This is a genomic window from Streptomyces koelreuteriae, from assembly GCF_018604545.1.
In the GTDB taxonomy this organism is placed as follows: domain Bacteria; phylum Actinomycetota; class Actinomycetes; order Streptomycetales; family Streptomycetaceae; genus Streptomyces; species Streptomyces koelreuteriae.
Genome location: NZ_CP075896.1, coordinates 2,108,845 through 2,128,603 on the forward strand (window position 1 = coordinate 2,108,845; position 19,759 = coordinate 2,128,603).

Sequence of the window (19,759 nt, forward strand, 5' to 3'; positions counted from 1 at the left end):
GGGCGCGCGCCATGGCAGCTCGCGCCCCTGGGAGGGCCGGGTCTAGCGGATCGGGCGGTGCAGGTTCTCCCTCTCGCTCGGGCCCGGAGTGGCGTCCGCGATCCAGGGGCCGTCGCCCGAGGGGTCGACGATGCCCTGTTCCAGCCACTCGTAGGTGCCGGAGAGGACGCCCTTGACGACCTTGCGGTCGAGGTCGTCGGTGTTGGTCCACAGGCGGTTGAAGAGCTCTTCGATCCGGATGCGGGCCTGGCGGCAGAAGACGTCGGCGAGCTGGTAGGCCTCGCGGCCGTTCTGGCCCTGGGTGCGCAGGAGTTCGGCGCGTACGCAGGCCGCGCTCATGGCGAACAGCTCGGCGCCGATGTCGACGATCCGGCCGAGGAAGCCCTGCTTGGACTCCATCCGGCCCTGCCAGCGGGACATGGCGTAGAAGGTGGAGCGGGCGAGCTTGCGGGAGGTGCGCTCGACGTAGCGCAGGTGCCCGGAGAGGTCCACGCCGTGTTTGAAGTCGCCGTAGGACGTGGGCAGCTGGCCCGGGCCCGCGACGAGTTTGGGGAGCCACTTGGCGTAGAAGGCGCCCGCGTTGGCGCCGGCCTTCGCCTTGTCGCCGAGGGATTTCTCCGGGTCGATGAGGTCGCCGGCGACGGAGAGGTGGGCGTCGACGGCCTCGCGGGCGATCAGCAGGTGCATGATCTCGGTGGAGCCCTCGAAAATGCGGTTGATGCGCAGGTCGCGCAGGAGCTGCTCGGCGGGGACGGCGCGCTCGCCGCGGGCCCGGAGGGACTCGGCCGTCTCGAAGCCGCGTCCGCCCCGGATCTGGACGAGTTCGTCGGCCATCGTCCAGGCCATCTCGGAGGCGTACAGCTTGGCCAGGGCGCCTTCGATGCGGATGTCGTTGCGGTCCTCGTCGGCCATCTGCGAGGCCAGGTCCGTCACGGCCTCCAGGGCGAAGGTGGTGGCCGCGATGAAGGAGATCTTGGAGCCGACCGCCTCGTGGTGCGCGACGGGCTTGCCCCACTGCTCGCGGACCGCGGACCACTCGCGGGCGATCTTCAGGCACCACTTGCCGGCCGCGACGCAGGAGGCGGGCAGCGAGAGCCGCCCGGTGTTGAGCGTGGTCAGGGCGATCTTCAGGCCCTGGCCCTCCTCGCCGACGCGGTTGGCGGCGGGGACGCGGACCTGGTGGAAGCGGGTGACGCCGTTCTCGATGCCCCGCAGGCCCATGAAGGCGTTGCGGTTCTCGACCGTGACGCCCGTCGAGTTCGTCTCCACGACGAAGGCGGTGATGCCTCCGCGATGGCCCTCACTCCTCGGCACCCGGGCCATGACGACCAGCAGGTCGGCGACGACGCCGTTGGTGGTCCACAGCTTCACGCCGTCGAGGACGTAGTCGTCGCCGTCGGGCACCGCGGTGGTGGCGAGCCGGGCCGGGTCGGAGCCGACATCGGGTTCGGTGAGCAGGAAGGCGCTGATGTCGGTGCGGGCGCAGCGCGGCAGGAAGCGTTCCTTCTGCTCCTGCGTGCCGAACAGCTTCAGAGGCTGGGGCACACCGATCGACTGGTGCGCGGAGAGCAGCACGCCGATCGCGGGACTGGCGGAGCCGGCCAGCGAGAGGGCCTTGTTGTAGTACACCTGTGTGAGGCCCAGCCCGCCGTACTTGGTGTCGATCTTCATGCCGAAGGCGCCGAGCTCCTTCAGGCCGTCGATCACCTCGTCGGGGATCCGGGCGTCACGCTCGATGACGGCCGGGTCGACCTTCGTCTCGACGAAGTCGCGGAGCTTGGCGAGGAACTCCTCGCCGCGCTGCGCCGCCTCGTCGCCGGGGACGGGGTGGGGGTGGATGAGGTCGAGCCGGAAGCGGCCGAGGAACAGCTCCTTGGCGAAGCTGGGCTTGCGCCAGTGCTGTTCCCGGGCGGCCTCCGCCACCTCACGGGCCTCCCGCTCGGTGACGGCGGGACGGGAAGAGGGAGTGGTGGAAGCGGACATGAGGGGCACCTCGCCGCAACTAGGGTTATTGATGACTGTACGTTACCGACCAGTGCTACTGGATCGTTGGTACCCGAATCCGGACGCTCCCACCAGTCCTCGCGCGTCCGTTCGGCCTAGGGTGAGCACACGCTTGAAGACGTGAGAGAAATCGGTATCGAAGCGCTTCGACGACCTATGGACACGTACTCCCGCTGGAGCTACTGTCGAACCACCCTCACCCGCCCATATAAGCAACGCGCATTGTCGAAGCGCTTCACAAAGCTTGGAGAGCTGGATGGTCACCCTCGCCGAGGTCGCCCAGCACGCCGGAGTCTCGGCGAGCACGGTGAGCTATGTCCTCAGCGGCAAGCGGTCCATCTCCGTGAACACCCGGCAGCGGGTCGAGCGGAGCATCCGCGAGCTCGGGTACCACCCGAACGCCGGGGCCCGCGCCCTGGCGAGCAGCAGGTCGAACATCATCGCGCTGATGATCCCGCTGCGCACGGACATGTATGTGCCCGTGATGATGGAGATCGCCATCGCGGTGGCGACCTCCGCCCGTACGCACGGGTACGACGTGCTGCTGCTCACCGGTGAGGAGGGCCCCGACGCGGTGCGCCGTGTCGCCGGGAGCGGGCTCGCCGACGGGATGATCCTCATGGACGTCGAGCTGGACGACGAGCGGCTGCCGCTGCTGCGTGCGACCGACCAGCCGTCCGTGCTCATCGGACTGCCCGCCGACACCTCCGGCCTGACCTGCGTCGATCTGGACTTCCGGGCGACGGGCGCGCTGTGTGTGGAGCATCTGGCGAAGCAGGGGCACCAGGACATCGCCGTCATCGGCGAGGCCCCGGCCGTCTACGAGCGGCACACCGGCTTCGCCGAGCGCACCCTCGACGGGCTGCGGTCCCGTGCCCGGGAGCTGGGCGTGCGGCTGCTGCACCGGCCCTGCGAGGGCGGGTACGACGCGATGGCCGTGACCCTCGCCCGGATCCTCGACGAGCGCCCGGACACCTCCGGGATCATCGTGCAGAACGAGTCGGCGGTGGAGCCGCTGCTCGCGCTGCTGCGGCAGCAGGGCCGGGCCGTGCCGGAGGACGTGTCGGTGGTGGCGATCTGCCCCGACCAGGTCGCGACGCAGGCCTCCGTGCGGCTCACGTCGGTCGCCATCCCCGCGCAGGAGATGGGCCGGCACGCGGTGGACCACCTGGTCGCCAAGCTGGAGGAGCGCGGCAGCGACGAGGTCGTGCTCATCGCGCCCGAGCTGACGGTACGGGCGAGCACGGGACCGGCGCCGAGCCGGGCGTGATCCCCGTTCACTGAACAACGCCCCACTTCATCGAAGAGCGCCCCTTCCAGGGCACCCCCATGTCTGCTTCCGCACAGGAGCCCGCCCCGTGAATCAGCCTGCTGAAACCCAGCCCCAGGTGAGCCTCGCGCAGTCCTCCCCCACCGTCGGCACGTTCCGCGAGCGGGACGGCGCGCTGGAGTGGAGCGGCCGCCAGGAGACCGTACGGATCGAGCCGTGGGGTCCGGACGCGGTCCGGGTGCGTGCCCGGCTCGGCGGCCCGGTCCTCGAAGGACTGCCGGGCGCGCTGCTCGACGAGGCTCCCGCGACGCCGTCCACGGTGAAGATCGAGGACGGCCTCGGCCGGGTGACCGTCGGCACGCTCACCGTCGAGGTGAACGCCGAGGGTCTGATCCGCTTCCTGCGGACGGAGGACTCCGCCGAGATCCTCGCCGAGGACCGGGCCCACTTCTGGTGGCCCGGCTCGCGCCTCTACACGGCCGTCGGCAACGGCCACCACCGCCTGGAGCAGCGCTTCGCCGCCTACGACGACGAGAAGCTGTTCGGCCTCGGCCAGCACCAGCACGGGCGCCTCGACCAGAAGGGCCTGGTGCTGGACCTGGTCCAGCGCAACGCCGAGGTCGGCATCCCGGTGCTGACCTCCAGCCGGGGCTACACGCTGCTGTGGAACAACCCGGCGATCGGCCGCGTGGAGTTGGCGCACAACGGCACCCGGTGGGTCGCCGACTCGGCCCGGCAGATCGACTACTGGATCACGGCGGGCGATCCGTCCGGCGCGCAGAGCCGCTACAGCGCGGTGACCGGCCGCAGCCCGATGCTGCCGGAGTGGGCGGCGGGCTTCTGGCAGTGCAAGCTGCGCTACCGCACCCAGGACGAACTCATGGCGGTGGCGAGGGAGTACAAGCGGCGCGGCCTGCCCATCTCGGCGATCGTCTGCGACTTCTTCCACTGGACGCACCTGGGCGACTGGAAGTTCGACCCGAAGGAATGGCCGGACCCGGCCGCCATGGTGCGCGAGCTGGAAGAACTCGGCATCAAGCTGGTGGTGAGCGTCTGGCCCTCGGTGTCGCCGCTGAGCGAGAACCACCCGGTCATGGAGCAGCGCGGGTACTTCATCGGCACCCAGTACGGCCCGATGGCCCACGCCGACTGGCCCGACAAGGAGGTGGCCTCCACGGTCCAGGTGGCCTTCTACGACGCCACCAACCCGGACGCCCGGGAGTTCGTGTGGTCGAAGGTCAAGGAGAACTACCTCGACCCGTACGGCATCACGGCGTTCTGGCTGGACGCCTGCGAGCCGGAGCTGAAGCCGGGCTTCCAGGAGAATCTGCGCTACTGGGCGGGCCCGGGCCTGGAGGTCGGCAACGCCTACCCGGCCGAGAACGCCCGGACCTTCCACGAGGGCCTGCGCGCGACCGGCGAGGAGGAGATCGTCACCCTCAACCGCTCGGCGTGGGCGGGCAGTCAGCGCTACGGCGCCGCCCTGTGGTCGGGTGACATCGGCACCGACTTCCCGACCCTGCGCCGCCAGATCGCGGCCGGCCTCAACACGGCCCTGTCGGGCATCCCGTGGTGGAACACCGACATCGGCGGCTTCCACGGCGGCGACCCGGACGACCCGGCGTACCGGGAGGTGATGGTGCGCTGGTTCCAGTTCGGCGCGCTGTCCCCGCTGATGCGCCTGCACGGCTTCCGCGACCCGGGCATGCCGCTGGGCCCGGAGATGACGGGCGGCCCGAACGAGGTGTGGTCGTACGGCGAGGAGGCCGGGGCCGTCCTGGCGAAGTATCTGCGGCTGCGCGAGCGGCTGAAGCCGTATGTGCTGGACGTGATGCGCGCGGCCCACGAGGAGGGGCTGCCGGTGATGCGGCCGCTGTTCCTGGAGTTCCCGGACGACCAGGCGGCCTGGTCGGTCGACGACTCCTACCTCTTCGGCCCGGATCTGCTGGTCGCGCCGGTCCTGACCGCCGGTGCCACCGCCCGTACGGCGTATCTCCCGGCGGGGGCCCGCTGGACGGACGCGTGGACGGGTGAGACGTACGAGGGCGGCCGGTCCGTGACGGTCGACGCCCCGCTGGACCGGATCCCGCTGTTCCTGCGGGACGGGGCGCGGCTGCCGGTGGCCGAGTAGCCGCCCGCCACAGCGAGAGGCCGGGGCCGGCCGCACCGTGAGGTGCGGCCGGCCCCGGCCCGTTCTCGGCTCAGCTGCTGGTGATGCTCATGCTGTTGGCGCGGAAGTCCAGGCCGCCGGACGACGAGGTGATCTCGAAGCCGAACTGGACGTCACCGATGGTCTCGTTGCCCATCCAGCCCTTGGTGTCCTTGATCCACTTCAGGACGGGCAGGATCTGCACGGAACCCGAGGTCGAGTCGGAGGTGCGCAGGAACGAGAAGACGTCCCAGTACGTACCGTCGGACCGCTGGGCGCGGCCTTTGTAGACGTCCCAGGTGTGACCGCCGACCGTGACGCGCTCCTGGTAGCTGCCGAGCGCGCCGACGGCCCCGTTGTAGTTGACCCAGAGCATGATCTCGTAGTCGTGGTCGGTGTCCCAGACGTCGTACGAGGTGTTGTACGAGCCCGAGGACGGCACGGTGACGTTGTAGCTGCTGTTGAGCGAACCCAGCGAGGTGATGGACTTGTTCACCACCTTCTTGGCGTTCGGGTAGGACTTGATGCCGCCGGTGTTGGGGTGGTTGGCGTTGACGCCCCAGTTGGTGCCGGAGTTGGCCCAGATGCACTGGGCGCCGGCGCCGCCGCCCCAGATGTTGTTGTAGAGCGTGTAGCCGTTCAGGCTCGTGTTGCCCCACTGGTCGCAGGAGTTCCAGACGGCGGCGGAGGCGGGCGCGGAGGCGAGGGCGATGGTCGTGCCGAGTGCCAGGGCCGGGGCGAGCAGGGCCTTGGTGACCCTGCCGAGCGTGCGTGATGCCATGGGGTCCCTTCCAGGGGTGGGGGGATGGGGAGGAGCTACCGCGCCCTCAGGGTGAGGACGTGGTCTTCTCCGGCGACCAGGTGGAGGGATTCCGTGCCGGAGGAAGTCCGCAGTTCGACGCGGTGGGTGCGGCCCGGCCAGATGACGGCGGCGGCGCCGTCCCGGGTCCAGGTGAGGTCGATCTCGGCCCCGAAGCGGGTGCGCACCCCGCGCAGTGCGCCGCTCGGATACGCCGCCGGAAGCGCTGGCAGCAGGACCAGCCGGTCCGGGGTCGACTGCACGAGCATCTCGATCAGCACGGCGGGCAGGGTGTGCGCTGCGTCCGCGTTGTAGACGTCCCGCTTCGGGTAGTGGGCGCTCATCAGGGAGGCGTGGAAGAAGTCGCCGTCCAGGACCTGACCGAGGGCGTGGGCGACGCGGCCGGAGTCCCTGAGCCGGGCCGCGATGAGCGCGTGGTGCAGATGGCCGTGCGCGGAGTCGTTCTCGGCGCCGCGCAGTGCGAGGGCGCGGTGGGCGGCCGCGGCGAGTTCGGGGCTGTCGTAGGGGGTGATCTCGTCGAGCGGCCAGACGCCGTAGAGGTGGCTGAGGTGGCGGTGGTCGTAGGAGTCCTCCAGGCCCGGCCAGGCCCATTCGGCCAGCGCCCCGTCCGGGTTGATCCGGTGCGGTGGGAGGCGGTCGGCGAGGGCGTGCCAGCGGTCGGCGTCGGGGCCGGGGTGGTAGGCGGCGGCCGTGCGCAGGGCGTGGCGGGCCGCCGAGAGGTCCATGGCGGCGTTGAGGGTGCCCCAGCTCGCGTTGGCGGGGCGGTTCTCGGGCGAGTAGGACGGGACGACGACGAGATGGCCGTGCTCGTCGGTACGGGTAAGGAAGTCCTCGTAGAACAGGGCGACTTCGGCGAGTGCGGCGGCGGTGCGCGGGTCACGGGCGCCCCGGGTCTCGTCGTGGTCGACGAGCGGCTTGAGCAGCCAGTCGGCACCGGCGGTCCACAGGTGCAGCGGGTATTCGCGCTCGAAGTGGTACGAGTGCCCGGACTCGCCGTCGGTGTGGCCGGGGGCGACGACGCCCCGGGCGCCGAAGATCGCGCGGGCGTTGTCGCGCCAGTCGGGCAACTGCCGTCGGATCAGGGTCGCGTGCGCCTCGGTGACCTCGGGGAGGGCGGCGGCAGCGGCGGAGGCGGTCTGGAGGTTGAGGTTGGCGTCGTTGGTGAAGGCGCCCGACCAGGCAGTGTTCCAGTCGCCGGTCCACAGCCCGGTCAGGCGGGGCGGGAAGAGGCCGCTTGCGGACAGGAGGTGGTAGCGGCCCGCGGCGAAGAGGCGTTCCAGGAGGGCGGCGCTGCGAGGGCGCTTCAGCAACTCGGAGCCGGGCAGGGCCCGTTCGGCGGGGTCGGCGTCCAGGCCGAGGGTGACGCGCTCATAGGCGGTCCGGTGCAGGGCGAGGTGGCGTTCGAGGAGTTCGTCGTACTCCAGGGGCAGATCCCGCAGGGCGCGGCCCTCGGCGACGACGTCCAGTTCGCCGGTGTGCCGGTGCACCCGGGTGAGGAGCAGCACGGAACGGGCGCCCTCGACGCGCACACCGGGCGGTGCGAGGCGCGTCGTGCCGCCCCTGGCGGCGACCAGGGTGACGCCCGTGCAGGCCAGGTCGCTGTCCGGGTAGCGGGCGCGCAGGCTCAGCAGGGCGCCCTCGGGGGTGAGGACGGCGCCGTGGCCGATGCCCAGTCCGGCGGGGGCGCCGGGGAGCCGGTGGTCCAGGTCGACGTCGAGGCTGAGGCCGGGTCCGGTGACCTGCTGGACGATCACGTCGTCGGCGCGGGAGACGAAGACCCGGCTGGTCCAGCCGGAGCAGGAGGCCCGCACCACGCCCGTCGTGAAGTCGACGTCGCGGCGGTAGTCGCGCCGGGCACCGGGCGGACGGCGCAGCCTGATCTGGAAGGCGGGGTGGAAAGGCTGCACCCACTGGTGCGGGCGCCCGTCCGTGAAGCTTTCGGCGGCGGTCGTGTCGCCGGCCAGGAGACGGTCCTGGAGCGCGGGGAGGTCTCCGGCGAGCTGCGGGGGCCGGGAGTTCCTGCCATTGGGACGCACCAGAGTGTGGTGCGTGACGACCACCCGCTCGACGTCCGGGTCACCGAACACAAGAGCGCCGTGGTGGCCGTTGCCGCTCAGGAAGCCGTCCTCCCAGCGGGCGGCCGGGTGCGGCTCCCAGGTGCCGTGGACGGGGGCGGAGGGGGTCATGGCCGGAGTACCGCCGCCTCGTAGCGGCCGAGGGTGATCCGGTCGCTGACGGCCGTGCCGGTCAGCAGGTCGTGGTGGGTGCCGGGGGCCTCGACGGTCACCGGCTCGCGGCCGTGGTTGAGGAGGAACAGCAGCTCTCCCCGGCGTACGGCCTCGACCTGCTCGGGAAGGCCGTCGAGCACGGGCCGGACGCCCGCGCCGTCGGCGATCCGGGCCAGCAGGTCGCGCAGCGCCTCGGGCTCCGGGAGCGTGGAGAGGTACCAGGCGCTGTCCTTGCGCAGGACGGCGGGCATGCCGTCCAGTTCGCCGCCCTTGTAGCGGGTCGTGTCGTCGGGGTCGGCGGGTTCGATCTCCTCGGACCACAGCGTGCCCCGGAAGCCCTCGCAGGCGACGGTCTCCCCCGCGTCCAGCGGCCACCACTCGTGCAGCACGCGGATCCCGAACAGCTCCCGCAGCCGGTCGTCCATGCCGCCGGGGCGCACCCGGTCGTCCTCGTCGGCGACGCCGGTGAGGAATCCGCAGACGAGGGTGCCGCCGCCGCGTGCGTAGGCGAGGAGGTTGTCGATCGCCGCGTCGGTGAGCGCGTACAGCTGGGGCACGACGACCATCGAGTACGGCGTCAGATCGTGCTCAGGGTGGGCGAAGTCGGTGGTGAGGTGGGCCTGCCACAGGGCCCGGTGCCAGGCGCGCAGCACGTCCGGGTAGTCGACCTGGGTGGAGAGGCGGCCGTCCTGGGCGCCGGCCCACCAGGCGTCCCAGTCGTGCAGGACCGCGATATTGGCGGTGATGTGCCGCCCGGTGACCTCGGGGGCGATCCTCGCCAGGTCCGCCCCGAGCTGCTTGACCTCCTGATACGTACGGCCTTCCTCCCCCGCGTGGCTGACCATGCCGGAGTGGAACTTCTCGGCGCCCTGCCGGGACTGCCGCCACTGGAAGTAGCAGACGGCGTCGGCGCCCCGGGCCACGGCCTGGAGCGACCACAGCCGGTTGAGGCCCCGGGGCTTCGGGTGGTTCACGCCGCGCCAGTTGACCGGCCCGGCCGCCTGTTCCATGAGCATCCACGGCCCGCGTGCCTGGGAGCGGGTCATGTCCTGCACCAGGGCCCCGTTCTGTGCGCCGAGCGGATCGCGCGGGTCGGGGTAGAGGTCGACGGAGACGACGTCCTCCTCCCCCGCCCAGCGCCAGGCGTCCTGGCCGAACCACAGCGGCATGAAGTTGCTGGTGACCGGCAGGTGCGGGGTGTGGCGCCGGACGATGTCCCGTTCGGCGACGTAACACTCCAGGAGCATGTCGGAGGTGAAGCGCCGGAAGTCCAGGACCTGGCCGGGGTTGCGCATGTAGTGGGGCAGGCGGGGCGGCAGGATGCCGTCCCAGGTGTCGTAGCCCTGGCTCCAGAAGGCGGTACCCCAGGCCTCGTTGAGGGCGTCGAGCGTGCGGTACTTCTCGCGCAGCCACCGCCGGAAGGAGGCGGCGGCCTGGTCGCCGTGGTCGAAGGTGCAGTACTCGTTGTTGATGTGCCACATCGTCAGGGCCGGGTGGCCGCCGTAGCGGGCTGCCAGGTCCTCGGTGATGGCGGCGGCGTAGCGCCGGTAGGTGGCGCTGGAGTGCGAGAAGTGCTGACGGCCGCCCCACCACTCGGTGCGGCCGTCCTCGGTGACGGGCAGGGTGTCGGGGTGCAGCCGGCCCATCCAGGGCGGGGGCGAGGAGGTGGGGGTGGCGAGGACGACCCCGATGCCATTCGCGTGCATGAGGTCCATCAGCGTGTCCAGCCAGCCGAACTCCCGTGCCCCGGGCTCCGGTTCCAGCTTTGACCAGGAGAACACGCCGAGGGTGACGGAGTTGACGCCGGCGGCCTTCATCAGCCGGACGTCCTCGTGCCAGGTCTCCTCGGGCCATTGCTCCGGGTTGTAGTCACCGCCGAAGAGGAGCCGGCCCCGGGTGGCGTCGGACAGGTCGGGACGTTGTGTCTCGGACATCAGGAGGGCTCCCCGTACTGCACGCCGCGCCCGTTGGTGGCGATGTAGACCCGGCCGTGGATGCGCGGGTCGCCGGTGATGGCGGCGCCGATCCAGCCCCACTGGTGGCGGTCGTCGTTGATCCGGGTCCAGGTCTTCGCCTCGTCGTCGGAGCGGTAGACGGCGGTGATGCTCTCGGTGGAGCCGACCATGTAGACCGCCGGGTAGGAGGCGCCTTCTGCGGCCTTGCCGAAGCCGACGGTGTACGAGGCCCAGCAACTGCTCACCTTGGCGAAGGTGGCGCCGCCGTCGGTGGATCGGTACAGCCCGTTCCACTTCAGGCTCAGCCACAGGTCCCCGGACCGGCCCGGGGCGGCGGTCAGCTGGAACTCCTTGTCGCCCGACTTGAGGCCGGTGGCCCGGGCGGTGAAGGTGAGACCGCCGTCGGTGCTGGCGAGGAGCGTGCCCGTGCTGTAGTCGAAGGCGTAGAAGACCTTCCGGTCGACCGGGTCGGCGACCAGGACGGACCCCTTCGGCAGGGAGGCGACCTCGGACCAGCCGGCGCCGTTGTCGTCGGACCGCTGGGCCGGGTAGGTGGTGCCGTCCCAGTGCACGAAGGACCAGAGCAGCACACTGCCGTCGGCGTTGGTGACGATCGGCCCGGGGGCGTCCTTGGCGACGGCGGGCTGCGCCTTGAAGGGGGCCCAGGTCTTGCCGCCGTCGTTCGAGTAGGCGCCGTTGCCGTGGTCGCCCCAGCCGGTGCGCACCACGTACGACGGCTTGGCCGCCGCCTGAGCGAGTCCGGTGGCCGAGCCGAACACGGGGTTGGTGGCCATGCCGCGCGACGGGGAGGCGGTGAGCCGGTCGTGGTACAGCACGCCGATGTCCCGGGAGCCGGTGATCAGATGCGCCGCCCCGCTCGGCGGCGACACCAGCTGCACCACGGACGCCTCCTCCAGGCCGCGGATCTGCGGCGCCCAGTGCTTGAGGTCGCGGGTGCCGTAGAGGGTCGCGCCCGTGCCGTAGACGATGTGCCCGGAGTCGAAGGGGTCGACGCCGACGGCCTGGATCCACCAGCCGAACTTGGGCTTGTCGGCGCCCCACTTGAGGTACGGCGTCTCGGAGACGTCGAGAACGGCCTTGTCCTTCAGGGACTTCCAGGTGCGGCCGCCGTCGGTGGTCCGGTACAGGGTGTCGATCAGCGCCCAGCGGTTGTTGGTGGAGACGACGACGGTGCCGGGCCTGCGCGCGTCGACGGCGACACCGCCGTACCCGAAGGAGTCGGTCCCGCCGTCCTCCGTCGCCCCGCCGGGCTTCACCGGCGTGACCTCGGTCCACTTCCCGTCCGTCGTCCGCAGCTTGTGCACACTGCCGTCGGACTGGCCGTTGGGGCCGGGCGCGTTGGCGTACGTCACGTACAGCTCGCGCGTGTGCCGGTCGTACGCGGCCCGGATCGGCACCTTGGCGGCGGTGCCGGTGGGCTGCTTCGGGACGGCCTCCCAGGTCGTGCCGTCGGAGGTGCGGTAGAGGTGGGGCTTGCCTGTCGTGCCGTCGGAGTCGCCCCAGCCGGCGTAGAGGGTGCGGCCGGCGGCGACCAGGAGGGTGACGCCCTGGCCGGTGGCGCTGGGGGTGGCCGGGAAGCTCACGGCCTTCCAGGTGGCGCCCCGGTCGGTCGACTTGAGCAGTCCGTCGTGCCGGGTGCCGAGCCACAGGGTGTCGCTGTCCCTCGGGTCCACGAGCAGCCGCTCCCCGCAACCGCGCCCGTCCTCGTTGGCCCCGAGCTTCACGGTGAGGTCGGTGCGCGTCCAGGTGGCCCCACGGTCCTCGGACCGCAGCACGGCTCCGTTGCCGGCCCAGGACTGCGCGTACGTCCCGAGAGCGAGGAACAGCCGGTTCGGATGCGCCGGGTCGACCGCCATGGCCTCCACGCCGAGCAGGTTCCAGTCGTCCCAGCCGATGTGGTCGGTCAGCGGGACCCACCGGTCGGTGCGGTCGTCCCAGCGGTAGGCGCCGCCGATGTCGGTACGGGCGTAGGCCAGGCCTCGGACGGCGGGGTGGAACAGCACGCCGGTGACGAATCCGGTGCCGCCCATGACGGCGTTGCGCCACCGGTACCCGTTCTTCGCGTCGGCCGGGGCGGCGGCCTGCGCACGTCCCTGGACCATCGGAAGGGCGGCTACCGCGGCGGTGGCGGCGGTCCCGGCCAGCACGGACCGTCTGCTGAGCTGGAAAGCGGGCATGACGTACCTCGGTTCTTGCAAGAAAGGGGAGGGGCGGAGGCCTTCTTTTAGGGGCGCGGGGAACTGCGCGAACAACCACGACGCAGCCGCGGAAAACAAACAACCGACAGCCCTACGGCGAGAACTCGGTCAAGGCGTCAGCCCTTGACCGCCCCCGTGAGCATGCCCTTCTTGAAATGCTTCTGGACGAACGGCGAGAGGACAGCCACCGGCAGCAGCGCCATCACCATCACCGCCATCTGGATCGCCAGCGGCGAGAGCTGTCCGGTGTTGATCTGTGCCTGAAGCCCCACCGGCCGCTGCTGCATCTGCACCAGCTGAATCATCACGTTCTGCAGCGGCATCATGTCCTGGTCGGTCAGGTAGATCGACGCGTTGAACCAGGCGCTCCAGTAGCCGACGGCGTAAAAGAGGCCGATCACCGCGAGAACCGCGCGGGAGAGCGGCAGAACGATCTTCCAGAGGATCCGCCAGTCGCCGGCACCGTCGATGCGGGCGCTGTCGATCAGCTCCTGGGAGATGTTCATGAAGAACGCGCGCAGCACCAGGATGTTGAAGACGCTCACGGCGCTGGGCAGGATCAGCGCCAGATAGGTGTCCGTCAGGCCGAGAGCCTGCACCAGCAGGTAGGTGGGGATGAGGCCGGCCCCGAAGAACATCGTCGCCAGCAGGGTCATCAGGATGCCGCGGTGGCCGAGCGAGCCGCTGCGCGACAGTCCGTACGCGCACAGGACCGACACCGTCATGCTGAACAGCGTGCCGACCACGGTCACGCCGATGCTGACCAGGGCGGCCTTCTGGACCTGGCCGCCGCTGAGGAGTTCCTGGTAGGCGATGAAGGTGATGCCCTTGGGGATCACCACCAGGCCGCCGGCCTCGTCGATGGTCTTCTTCGACTGGAGGCTGGTGACGACGACGATCCACAGCGGGAAGAGGATCGCCAGACAGGCCAGGGTCAGTGCGATGCCCTTGCCCGCCAGTCCGGCCTTGTTCGGCGGCTCCTCCCAGACGGGGCGGGGCGGGGCCGCCCACCGGCTCGGTTTCGAGACGCGCGGCGCGTCGTCGGGCGGAGTGTCGAGGACGGCGGTCACTTCTTGTACACCCCCTGCTCGCCCATGAGATGGGCCACTTTGTTGGCGATCAGTACGAGCGCCAGCCCCACCACGCCCTTGATGAGCCCTGCGGCGGCGGCATAGCTGAAGTCCTGGTTGCGGATGCCGTTCCACCACACGTAGGTGTCGAGGACCTCCGAGGCGTTGACACCGACGGCTTGTCGTTGGAGGAGCAGCTGCTCGAAGCCGACGGTGAGGGCGTCGCCGACGCGCAGCACGAGCAGGAGGGCGATCACCGGTCGCAGGGCGGGGAGCGTGATGTGCCACATCCGCCGCCAGCGTCCGGCTCCGTCCATGGCGGCGGCCTCGTAGAGGTCGCCCGAGACGGAGGAGAGCGCGGCGAGGAAGACGATGATGCCCCAGCCCGCGTCCTTCCAGACGGTCTGGGCCGTGACCAGGTACTTGAAGACCTCCGGGTCGGTCATCACATCGAAGCCCTCGTAGCCGTGCTGGCGCAGGGTCTGGGCGATGATCCCGGCGCCGCCGAAGATCTGCATGAAGACGGTGACGACGAGGACCCAGGAGAAGAAGTGCGGCAGGTACATGACCGCCTGGGCGACCGCCCGTATCCGGGGCCTGACCACACTGTTGATGAGCAGCGCGAGCAGGATGGGGATCGGGAAGTAGAGCACCAGTTGCAGGAAGAACAGCACCAGGGTGTTCTGCACCGCGTGCCAGAAGGCCGAGTCGGCGAAGATCCGCTCGAACTGCTCGAAGCCGATCCAGGGGCTGTTGAAGATGGCGACGAAGCCGTTGTCACCGGCGTACGGGTCGTAGTCCTGGAAGGCCACCACATTGCCGAGGATCGGTATGTAGTTGAAGACCAGGATCAGCAGGACCGCCGGCAGGGTCATGAGGATCAGCGTGCGGTCACGCCTGAATCTGAGCTTCAGGCTCAGCTTGCCCGAGTTCTTCCCGTCGCGGGCCCGGCGTCCGGCGGCGCTGCCGGACGCCGCCGGGGACCTCGCGGGGGTCTTTGCCTCGGTCGTGGTCCGAGGCACCGTGCTGTTGGACACGGCCTTCTCCTTGCTCGAGCCCCGGATCAGTTCGACGAGCCGTTGTCGTCGAGCAGCTTCTTGTACCAGTCGCGCAGGTCGTCGCCGCCCTTCTTCTTCCAGTCGGACACGGCCTGCTGCACGTCGCTGATCTTCTTCCGACCACGTATCACGTCGTCCTCGAGCTGCTCGAAGTCGTCGGCGAGGTTGGCCCAGCGGTTGGGCTCGGTGACGGTCAGACCGTAGAAGGAGGACTTCTTGGTGAAGGCGCCCATGCGCTGCTGCCACTCGACGATGCCCCGGGTGATGTCCGGGAAGTCGGGGTAGGCGACGTACGGGGCGGGGTTGCCCGTGAGGTCGTAGGTGCTGCTGACCTCGTTGATGCCCTGCTGCGTCTTGGTCGGCAGGCCCTTCTTCACCGTGTAGTCGGTGCCCTCGACACCGTAGGCGGTGAGCATGAACTCCTTGGTGCCGTAGGGGGCGGCGCAGTAGTTGCAGAGCGCGAGGAAGTCCTTGATCTGCTGCTTGCTCGCCTTCTTGCTGATGAAGGAAAACATGCCGCCCGGCTGGCCGGCCCAGAGCGTGGGGTCGCCCCCGTCAGGCCCGAAGATGTCGAACACGCCCATCTCGAAGTCGGGGTTCTGGGTCCGCTGTTCGGCGGTCTTGCCCCACCAGTCGGAGATGTTGTTGTTGTAGACGAGAACCTGTCCGGCGGTGAAACGGTTGGCGGCGCTGCCGCCCGCCTTGCCCGAGACCGCGTCCGGGTGGACCACCTTCGCCGCGTAGAGCTTGCGCGTCCACTCCAGGGCTTCCAGGTACTGCTCGGTCTCGATGCGGTTGACCAGCTTGCCGTCCTCCAGGTTCCACCACAGCGCCTTGTCGCCGCCCGGCTGGACACCGAAGATCTGGAGAGCCGACCACTTCATGTCGTCGCAGGCCCAGACCTTCGACTTGGCCTGGGTCGCCTCCTTCGCCCAGGACAGGAACTCGTCGGGGCTCTTGGGGAGGGCGTAGCCCCTCTTCTCGAAGATGTCCTTGCGGTACATGGCCGCCATGCCGGTGACGTAGGAGTTCGGCATCGGGATCGCGCGGAGCTGGCCGCCGAAGATGCCTCGCTGCCACGCGTCGGTGGGCACGGCCGCGAGGTTCGGGTAGTCCTTGACCTTGTCGCCGGACAGGTACGGGCCGAGGTCGGCGAACTTTGCGTTGATGGCGGTGGGTATCCGGCCCGTGAGGTTCCAGTCGGGCACCACGACGGCGTCGGGGATGTCGCTGGAGGCCAGGATCGCGCCGAGCTTCTGGTCGTAGGTGACGCCGTCCTGGTTCTGCCAGGTGATGTCCACGCCGACGGCCTTGTTCATGGCCGAGTAGTACGGGTTGTCGCCCTTGGGCGGGGCGCCCCAGTAGGGGGCCATGATGGTCAGCTTTCCGCCGCTGCCCAGCTTCTGCGACACCGAGGTCTTCAGCTCGGCCGCCGGGATCGCCTTGGTGAAGCCGACCGGGGAGCCGTTCTTGGAGGGGATGTCCGGAGTCACGACCTGCGACGCGACGTAGGCCGGGAGGATCTTCGCGGCTTCCTTGCCCGACGTGGCCCCCTCCTTCTGTCCCTCGTTCCCACCGCCGCACGCGGCGAGCAACGGCATCCCGCCCGCCACGGCCGCGGTGGCGACCGCCGTGGAGGCGAGGAAGGATCTCCGGCTCGGTCCGGAGGAGGCGGAGGCGGCGTTCGGCGTCATTGCGTCAACCCTTCATGGCACACCAGGACACCCGGCGGAGGGCCGTCGGCTGCGGTGTCTCGAGTGGAACTGGCTGAGCCGAAGCGATACTCCGACGAGTGACGAGGAATGCGCACCACCGGGTGGCGGACTTCACAGTCGAAGCGCTTCGATGTTGCTGCGAGATTAAGTGAACACCCAGGGGTGCACAAGGGGCGATTCCAAGATTCTCCCGAGGTGTGCACGATCGCGGAGTGACGCGAATGGCGCTTGGAATGGCGCCGCAGGGTCGGAGTTGTTGCGCCGAGGTGTCTTGACACCCACCCCCGGGTCGAACCAGCATCGAAGCGCTTCGAAAGCGTCTCGCCGCTCCATCGCAAAGGGAATCCCACGTGACCGCACACACGCCGCCCACGCCGCCGTTCCGCGATCCGCGCCTGCCGTTCGCGAAGCGGATCGACGACCTCCTGTCGCGGCTCACGCGCGAGGAGAAGACCGCCTTCCTGCACCAGTTCGCGCCCGCCGTCGAGCGGCTCGGCGTCGCCGCCTTCCGCACCGGCCAGGAGGCCCTGCACGGGGTGGCGTGGATGGGCCCGGCGACGGTGTTCCCGCAGGCGGTCGGACTCGGCGCCACCTGGAATCCGGAGCTGGTGCGGCGGGTCGGCGACGCGGTGTCCAAGGAGGTCCGCGCGATGCGCGCCAAGGACGACCGGGTCGGGCTCAACGTCTGGGCCCCGACGGTCAATCTGCTGCGCCACCCGCTGTGGGGCCGCAACGAGGAGGGCTACTCGGAGGACCCGAAGCTCACCTCGGCGATCGCCACCGCCTATACGCACGGTCTGCGCGGCGACCACCCGACCTACTGGCGCACGGCGCCCGTGCTGAAGCACTGGCTCGCCCACAACAACGAGACGGACCGGTCGACGACGTCGAGTTCGGTGCGCCCGCGCGTGCTGCACGAGTACGACCTGCGGGCCTTCCGCGAGACCGTGGAGGCGGGTGCGGTGGCCGGGGTGATGCCCGCGTACAACCTGGTCAACGGCCGTCCGAACCACGTCTCGCCCTACCTGGGCGAGCATCTGCGGGCCTGGACCGACGAGGAGCTGCTGGTCTGCTCGGACGCGGGCGCTCCGAGCAATCTGGTCGACTCCGAGCACTACTTCGACACCCATGAGGAGGCCACCGCCGCCTCCCTGGTGGCGGGCGTCGACAGCTTCACCGACCACGGCACGGACTCCTCGCAGATGACCGGGCGGCTGCGCGGCGCCCTGGAGCGCGGTCTGCTGACGGAGGCCGACCTCGACCGGGCCGTCCGCCGCCAGCTCTCGGTCCGCTTCCGGCTCGGCGAGTTCGACCCGGAGTACGACCCGCACGACGCCACCAGCGAGTTCGACTCCCCGGGGCACCGCGCCCTCGCCCGGGAGGCGGCCGAGCAGGCGGTCGTGCTGCTGAAGAACGACGGGGTGCTGCCGCTCGCCCCGGACACCCGGATCGCCGTGGTCGGGCTGCTCGCCGACGAGTGCAAGCTCGACTGGTACAGCGGCACGCTGATCCACCGCTCGACCCCGCTGGAGGGGTTGTACGAGCGGTTCGGCGCCGAGCGGGTGGAGTTCGCGGAGGGCGTGGACCGGGTCCGGCTGAAGACCTCTTCGGGCGCGTTCCTGCACGTGCCGCCGGCGGCGGACGCCGCCGACGAGGTGCGCGGCGCCGAGGGCGCGCTCGACCCGGCGCTGCTCGCGGGCCGCACCGACCTGCCCCCGCTGACCACCGACGCGACCGGCACCGAACTGGCGCTGGTCGACTGGGGCGAGGGCGTGCTGACGCTGCGCGCGCCCGACGGCCGTTATCTCTCGGTCGCCGAGGACGGCCGGGTCCGCGCCTCCGCCGACCAGCCGGGCGGCTGGATCGTCCAGGAGACGTTCCGCCTGGAACCGCACGAGAGCGGGCACCTCCTGAGGCACGTGGGAACGGGTCGCCACGTGTGTGTCTCCGCCGACGGCGTGAAGGTTGCCGAGGAAGATCCCGAGGTGTTCGAGCTGGTCGTCGCCGAGCGCGGCGAGGAGGCGGTGGCGCGGGCCGCCGCCGAGGCGGACGTGGTCGTGGTGGTCGCGGGCAACGACCCGCACATCAACGGCCGCGAGACGGAGGACCGTACGACCCTGCGGCTGCCGGAGCACCAGGAGCGGCTGCTGCGGGCGGCCCGCGCGGCGAACCCGGCGACCGTGCTGGCGCTGGTCTCCGCCTACCCGTACGCCGTCGACCCGGACATCCTCCCGGCCGCGCTGTGGACGGCGCACGGCGGCCAGGCGGCCGGCACCGCCCTGGCCCGTGTACTGGCGGGCGACGTCTCCCCCGCCGGCCGGCTGCCGCAGACCTGGTACGCCGACGACGCCGATCTGCCCGGCCTCCTCGACTACGACGTGATCGGCGCCCGCCAGACGTATCTGTACTTCGAGGGCACGCCCCTGTTCCCCTTCGGACACGGCCTGTCGTACACGTCGTTCGCGTACGACGGCCTGACGACCCGGGTCGAGGACGGCACGCTGCACGTCTCGTTCACGGTCACCAACACCGGCGACATCACCGCCGACGAGGTCGCCCAGCTCTACACGCGGGCCGTCGACCCGTCCGTGCCGCGTCCGCGCCGCGAGCTGCTCGACCACGGCCGCATCACCCTCGCGCCCGGTGAGACGGCGGAGCCGAGCTTCGAGGTCCCGCTGTCCGCCTTCGCGTTCTGGGACGTCGCGCAGGACCGGTGGCGCGTGGAGCCGGGCGCGTACGAACTGCTGGCCGGGGCCTCCAGCGAGGACGTCCGGCTGCGGGCGACCGTCACGCTGGAGGGCGAGCCCACCCTGCCGCGCGCGGTTATCGCGGGCGGGCTGGCGGCGGCCGGTTTCGACGAGCAGAGCGGCATCGAGATCGTCGACCGGACGAAGGTGTCGGGCGACGCGGTGACGCCGATGGGCGGGGCCACGGGTGAACTGGTCTACCGCGCCTGCGACTTCGGGCGCGGCGTCACCGAGGTGACGGTGGAGGTGGCCGGAGAGGGCACGGTCGAGGTCTCCCTCGACGGCGGCCCGGCCCTCGCCGTGCTGTCCCCCGCCGCACCGACATCAGGGCCGTACGACTACGTCTCCCTCGGCGCCTCCCTCACCGCCGCGGGCGCGCACGACGTCCGTCTCAGGCTGCGCGGCCCGCTGCGGCTCGCGCACGTCGGCTTCTCCGGTTGAGGGTCCGGAGCCAGCCGGCGCGAAGAAGGGGCCCGGCACCGGAAGGCATCGGTGCCGGGCCCCTTCGGGGAGCCTATATGAAA

At 70.6% G+C, this 19,759-nt stretch carries 11 protein-coding genes; 3 read left to right on the forward strand and 8 right to left on the reverse strand.

Going from position 1 to position 19,759, the window contains the following annotated elements; genetic code table 11:
* Positions 1–42 precede the first annotated feature (42 nt).
* Positions 43–1,983: an acyl-CoA dehydrogenase family protein gene (locus KJK29_RS09185; protein WP_215118220.1), complete on the reverse strand. Its 1,941-nt coding sequence runs from the start codon at positions 1,981–1,983 to the stop codon at positions 43–45.
* A gap of 277 nt (positions 1,984–2,260) precedes the next feature.
* On the opposite strand from KJK29_RS09185, the gene KJK29_RS09190 reads away from it, so the two are divergent.
* Together KJK29_RS09190 and KJK29_RS09195 are read left to right on the forward strand one after the other, a co-directional pair.
* Positions 2,261–3,274, forward strand: coding sequence for a LacI family DNA-binding transcriptional regulator (locus tag KJK29_RS09190; protein WP_215118221.1), 1,014 nt, complete (start codon positions 2,261–2,263; stop codon positions 3,272–3,274).
* An 88-nt stretch (positions 3,275–3,362) separates the two neighbouring features.
* Positions 3,363–5,405, forward strand: a complete 2,043-nt coding sequence (locus tag KJK29_RS09195) for a glycoside hydrolase family 31 protein (RefSeq protein WP_215118222.1) — start codon at positions 3,363–3,365, stop codon at positions 5,403–5,405.
* Positions 5,406–5,475: 70 nt separating this feature from the next.
* On the opposite strand, the gene KJK29_RS09200 is transcribed toward KJK29_RS09195, so the two are convergent.
* From KJK29_RS09200 to KJK29_RS09230, 7 genes are all read right to left on the reverse strand, one after another.
* Positions 5,476–6,204: a glycoside hydrolase family 12 protein gene (locus KJK29_RS09200; protein WP_215118223.1), complete on the reverse strand. Its 729-nt coding sequence runs from the start codon at positions 6,202–6,204 to the stop codon at positions 5,476–5,478.
* Positions 6,205–6,239: 35 nt separating this feature from the next.
* Positions 6,240–8,429 carry a glycosyl hydrolase family 95 catalytic domain-containing protein gene (locus tag KJK29_RS09205; protein ID WP_215118224.1) on the reverse strand — a complete coding sequence of 730 codons (2,190 nt, stop codon included), beginning with the start codon at positions 8,427–8,429 and terminating at the stop codon, positions 6,240–6,242.
* Positions 8,426–10,405, reverse strand: coding sequence for a beta-galactosidase (locus KJK29_RS09210; RefSeq protein ID WP_215118225.1), 1,980 nt, complete (start codon positions 10,403–10,405; stop codon positions 8,426–8,428). Before KJK29_RS09210 ends, KJK29_RS09205 begins: the two co-directional genes overlap by 4 nt.
* The gene (locus tag KJK29_RS09215; RefSeq protein ID WP_215118226.1) at positions 10,405–12,624 is read right to left on the reverse strand and encodes a WD40/YVTN/BNR-like repeat-containing protein; all 2,220 of its coding nucleotides are present in this window, start codon (positions 12,622–12,624) and stop codon (positions 10,405–10,407) included. Before KJK29_RS09215 ends, KJK29_RS09210 begins: the two co-directional genes overlap by 1 nt.
* A 137-nt stretch (positions 12,625–12,761) precedes the next feature.
* Positions 12,762–13,715 carry a carbohydrate ABC transporter permease gene (locus tag KJK29_RS09220; RefSeq protein ID WP_215118227.1) on the reverse strand — a complete coding sequence of 318 codons (954 nt, stop codon included), beginning with the start codon at positions 13,713–13,715 and terminating at the stop codon, positions 12,762–12,764.
* A complete protein-coding gene (locus tag KJK29_RS09225) occupies positions 13,712–14,752 on the reverse strand; it encodes an ABC transporter permease (protein WP_215118228.1) in 1,041 nt (346 codons plus the stop codon). The genes KJK29_RS09220 and KJK29_RS09225 overlap by 4 nt, the downstream gene beginning before the upstream one ends.
* A 26-nt stretch (positions 14,753–14,778) precedes the next feature.
* Positions 14,779–16,467, reverse strand: coding sequence for an extracellular solute-binding protein (locus KJK29_RS09230; RefSeq protein WP_215118229.1), 1,689 nt, complete (start codon positions 16,465–16,467; stop codon positions 14,779–14,781).
* 371 nt (positions 16,468–16,838) lie between these two features.
* Here KJK29_RS09230 and KJK29_RS09235 point away from each other — a divergent pair, with 371 nt between their 5' ends.
* Entirely contained in the window at positions 16,839–19,676 is a 2,838-nt protein-coding gene (locus KJK29_RS09235; RefSeq protein WP_215118230.1) for a glycoside hydrolase family 3 protein, read from the forward strand.
* Positions 19,677–19,759 lie beyond the last annotated feature (83 nt).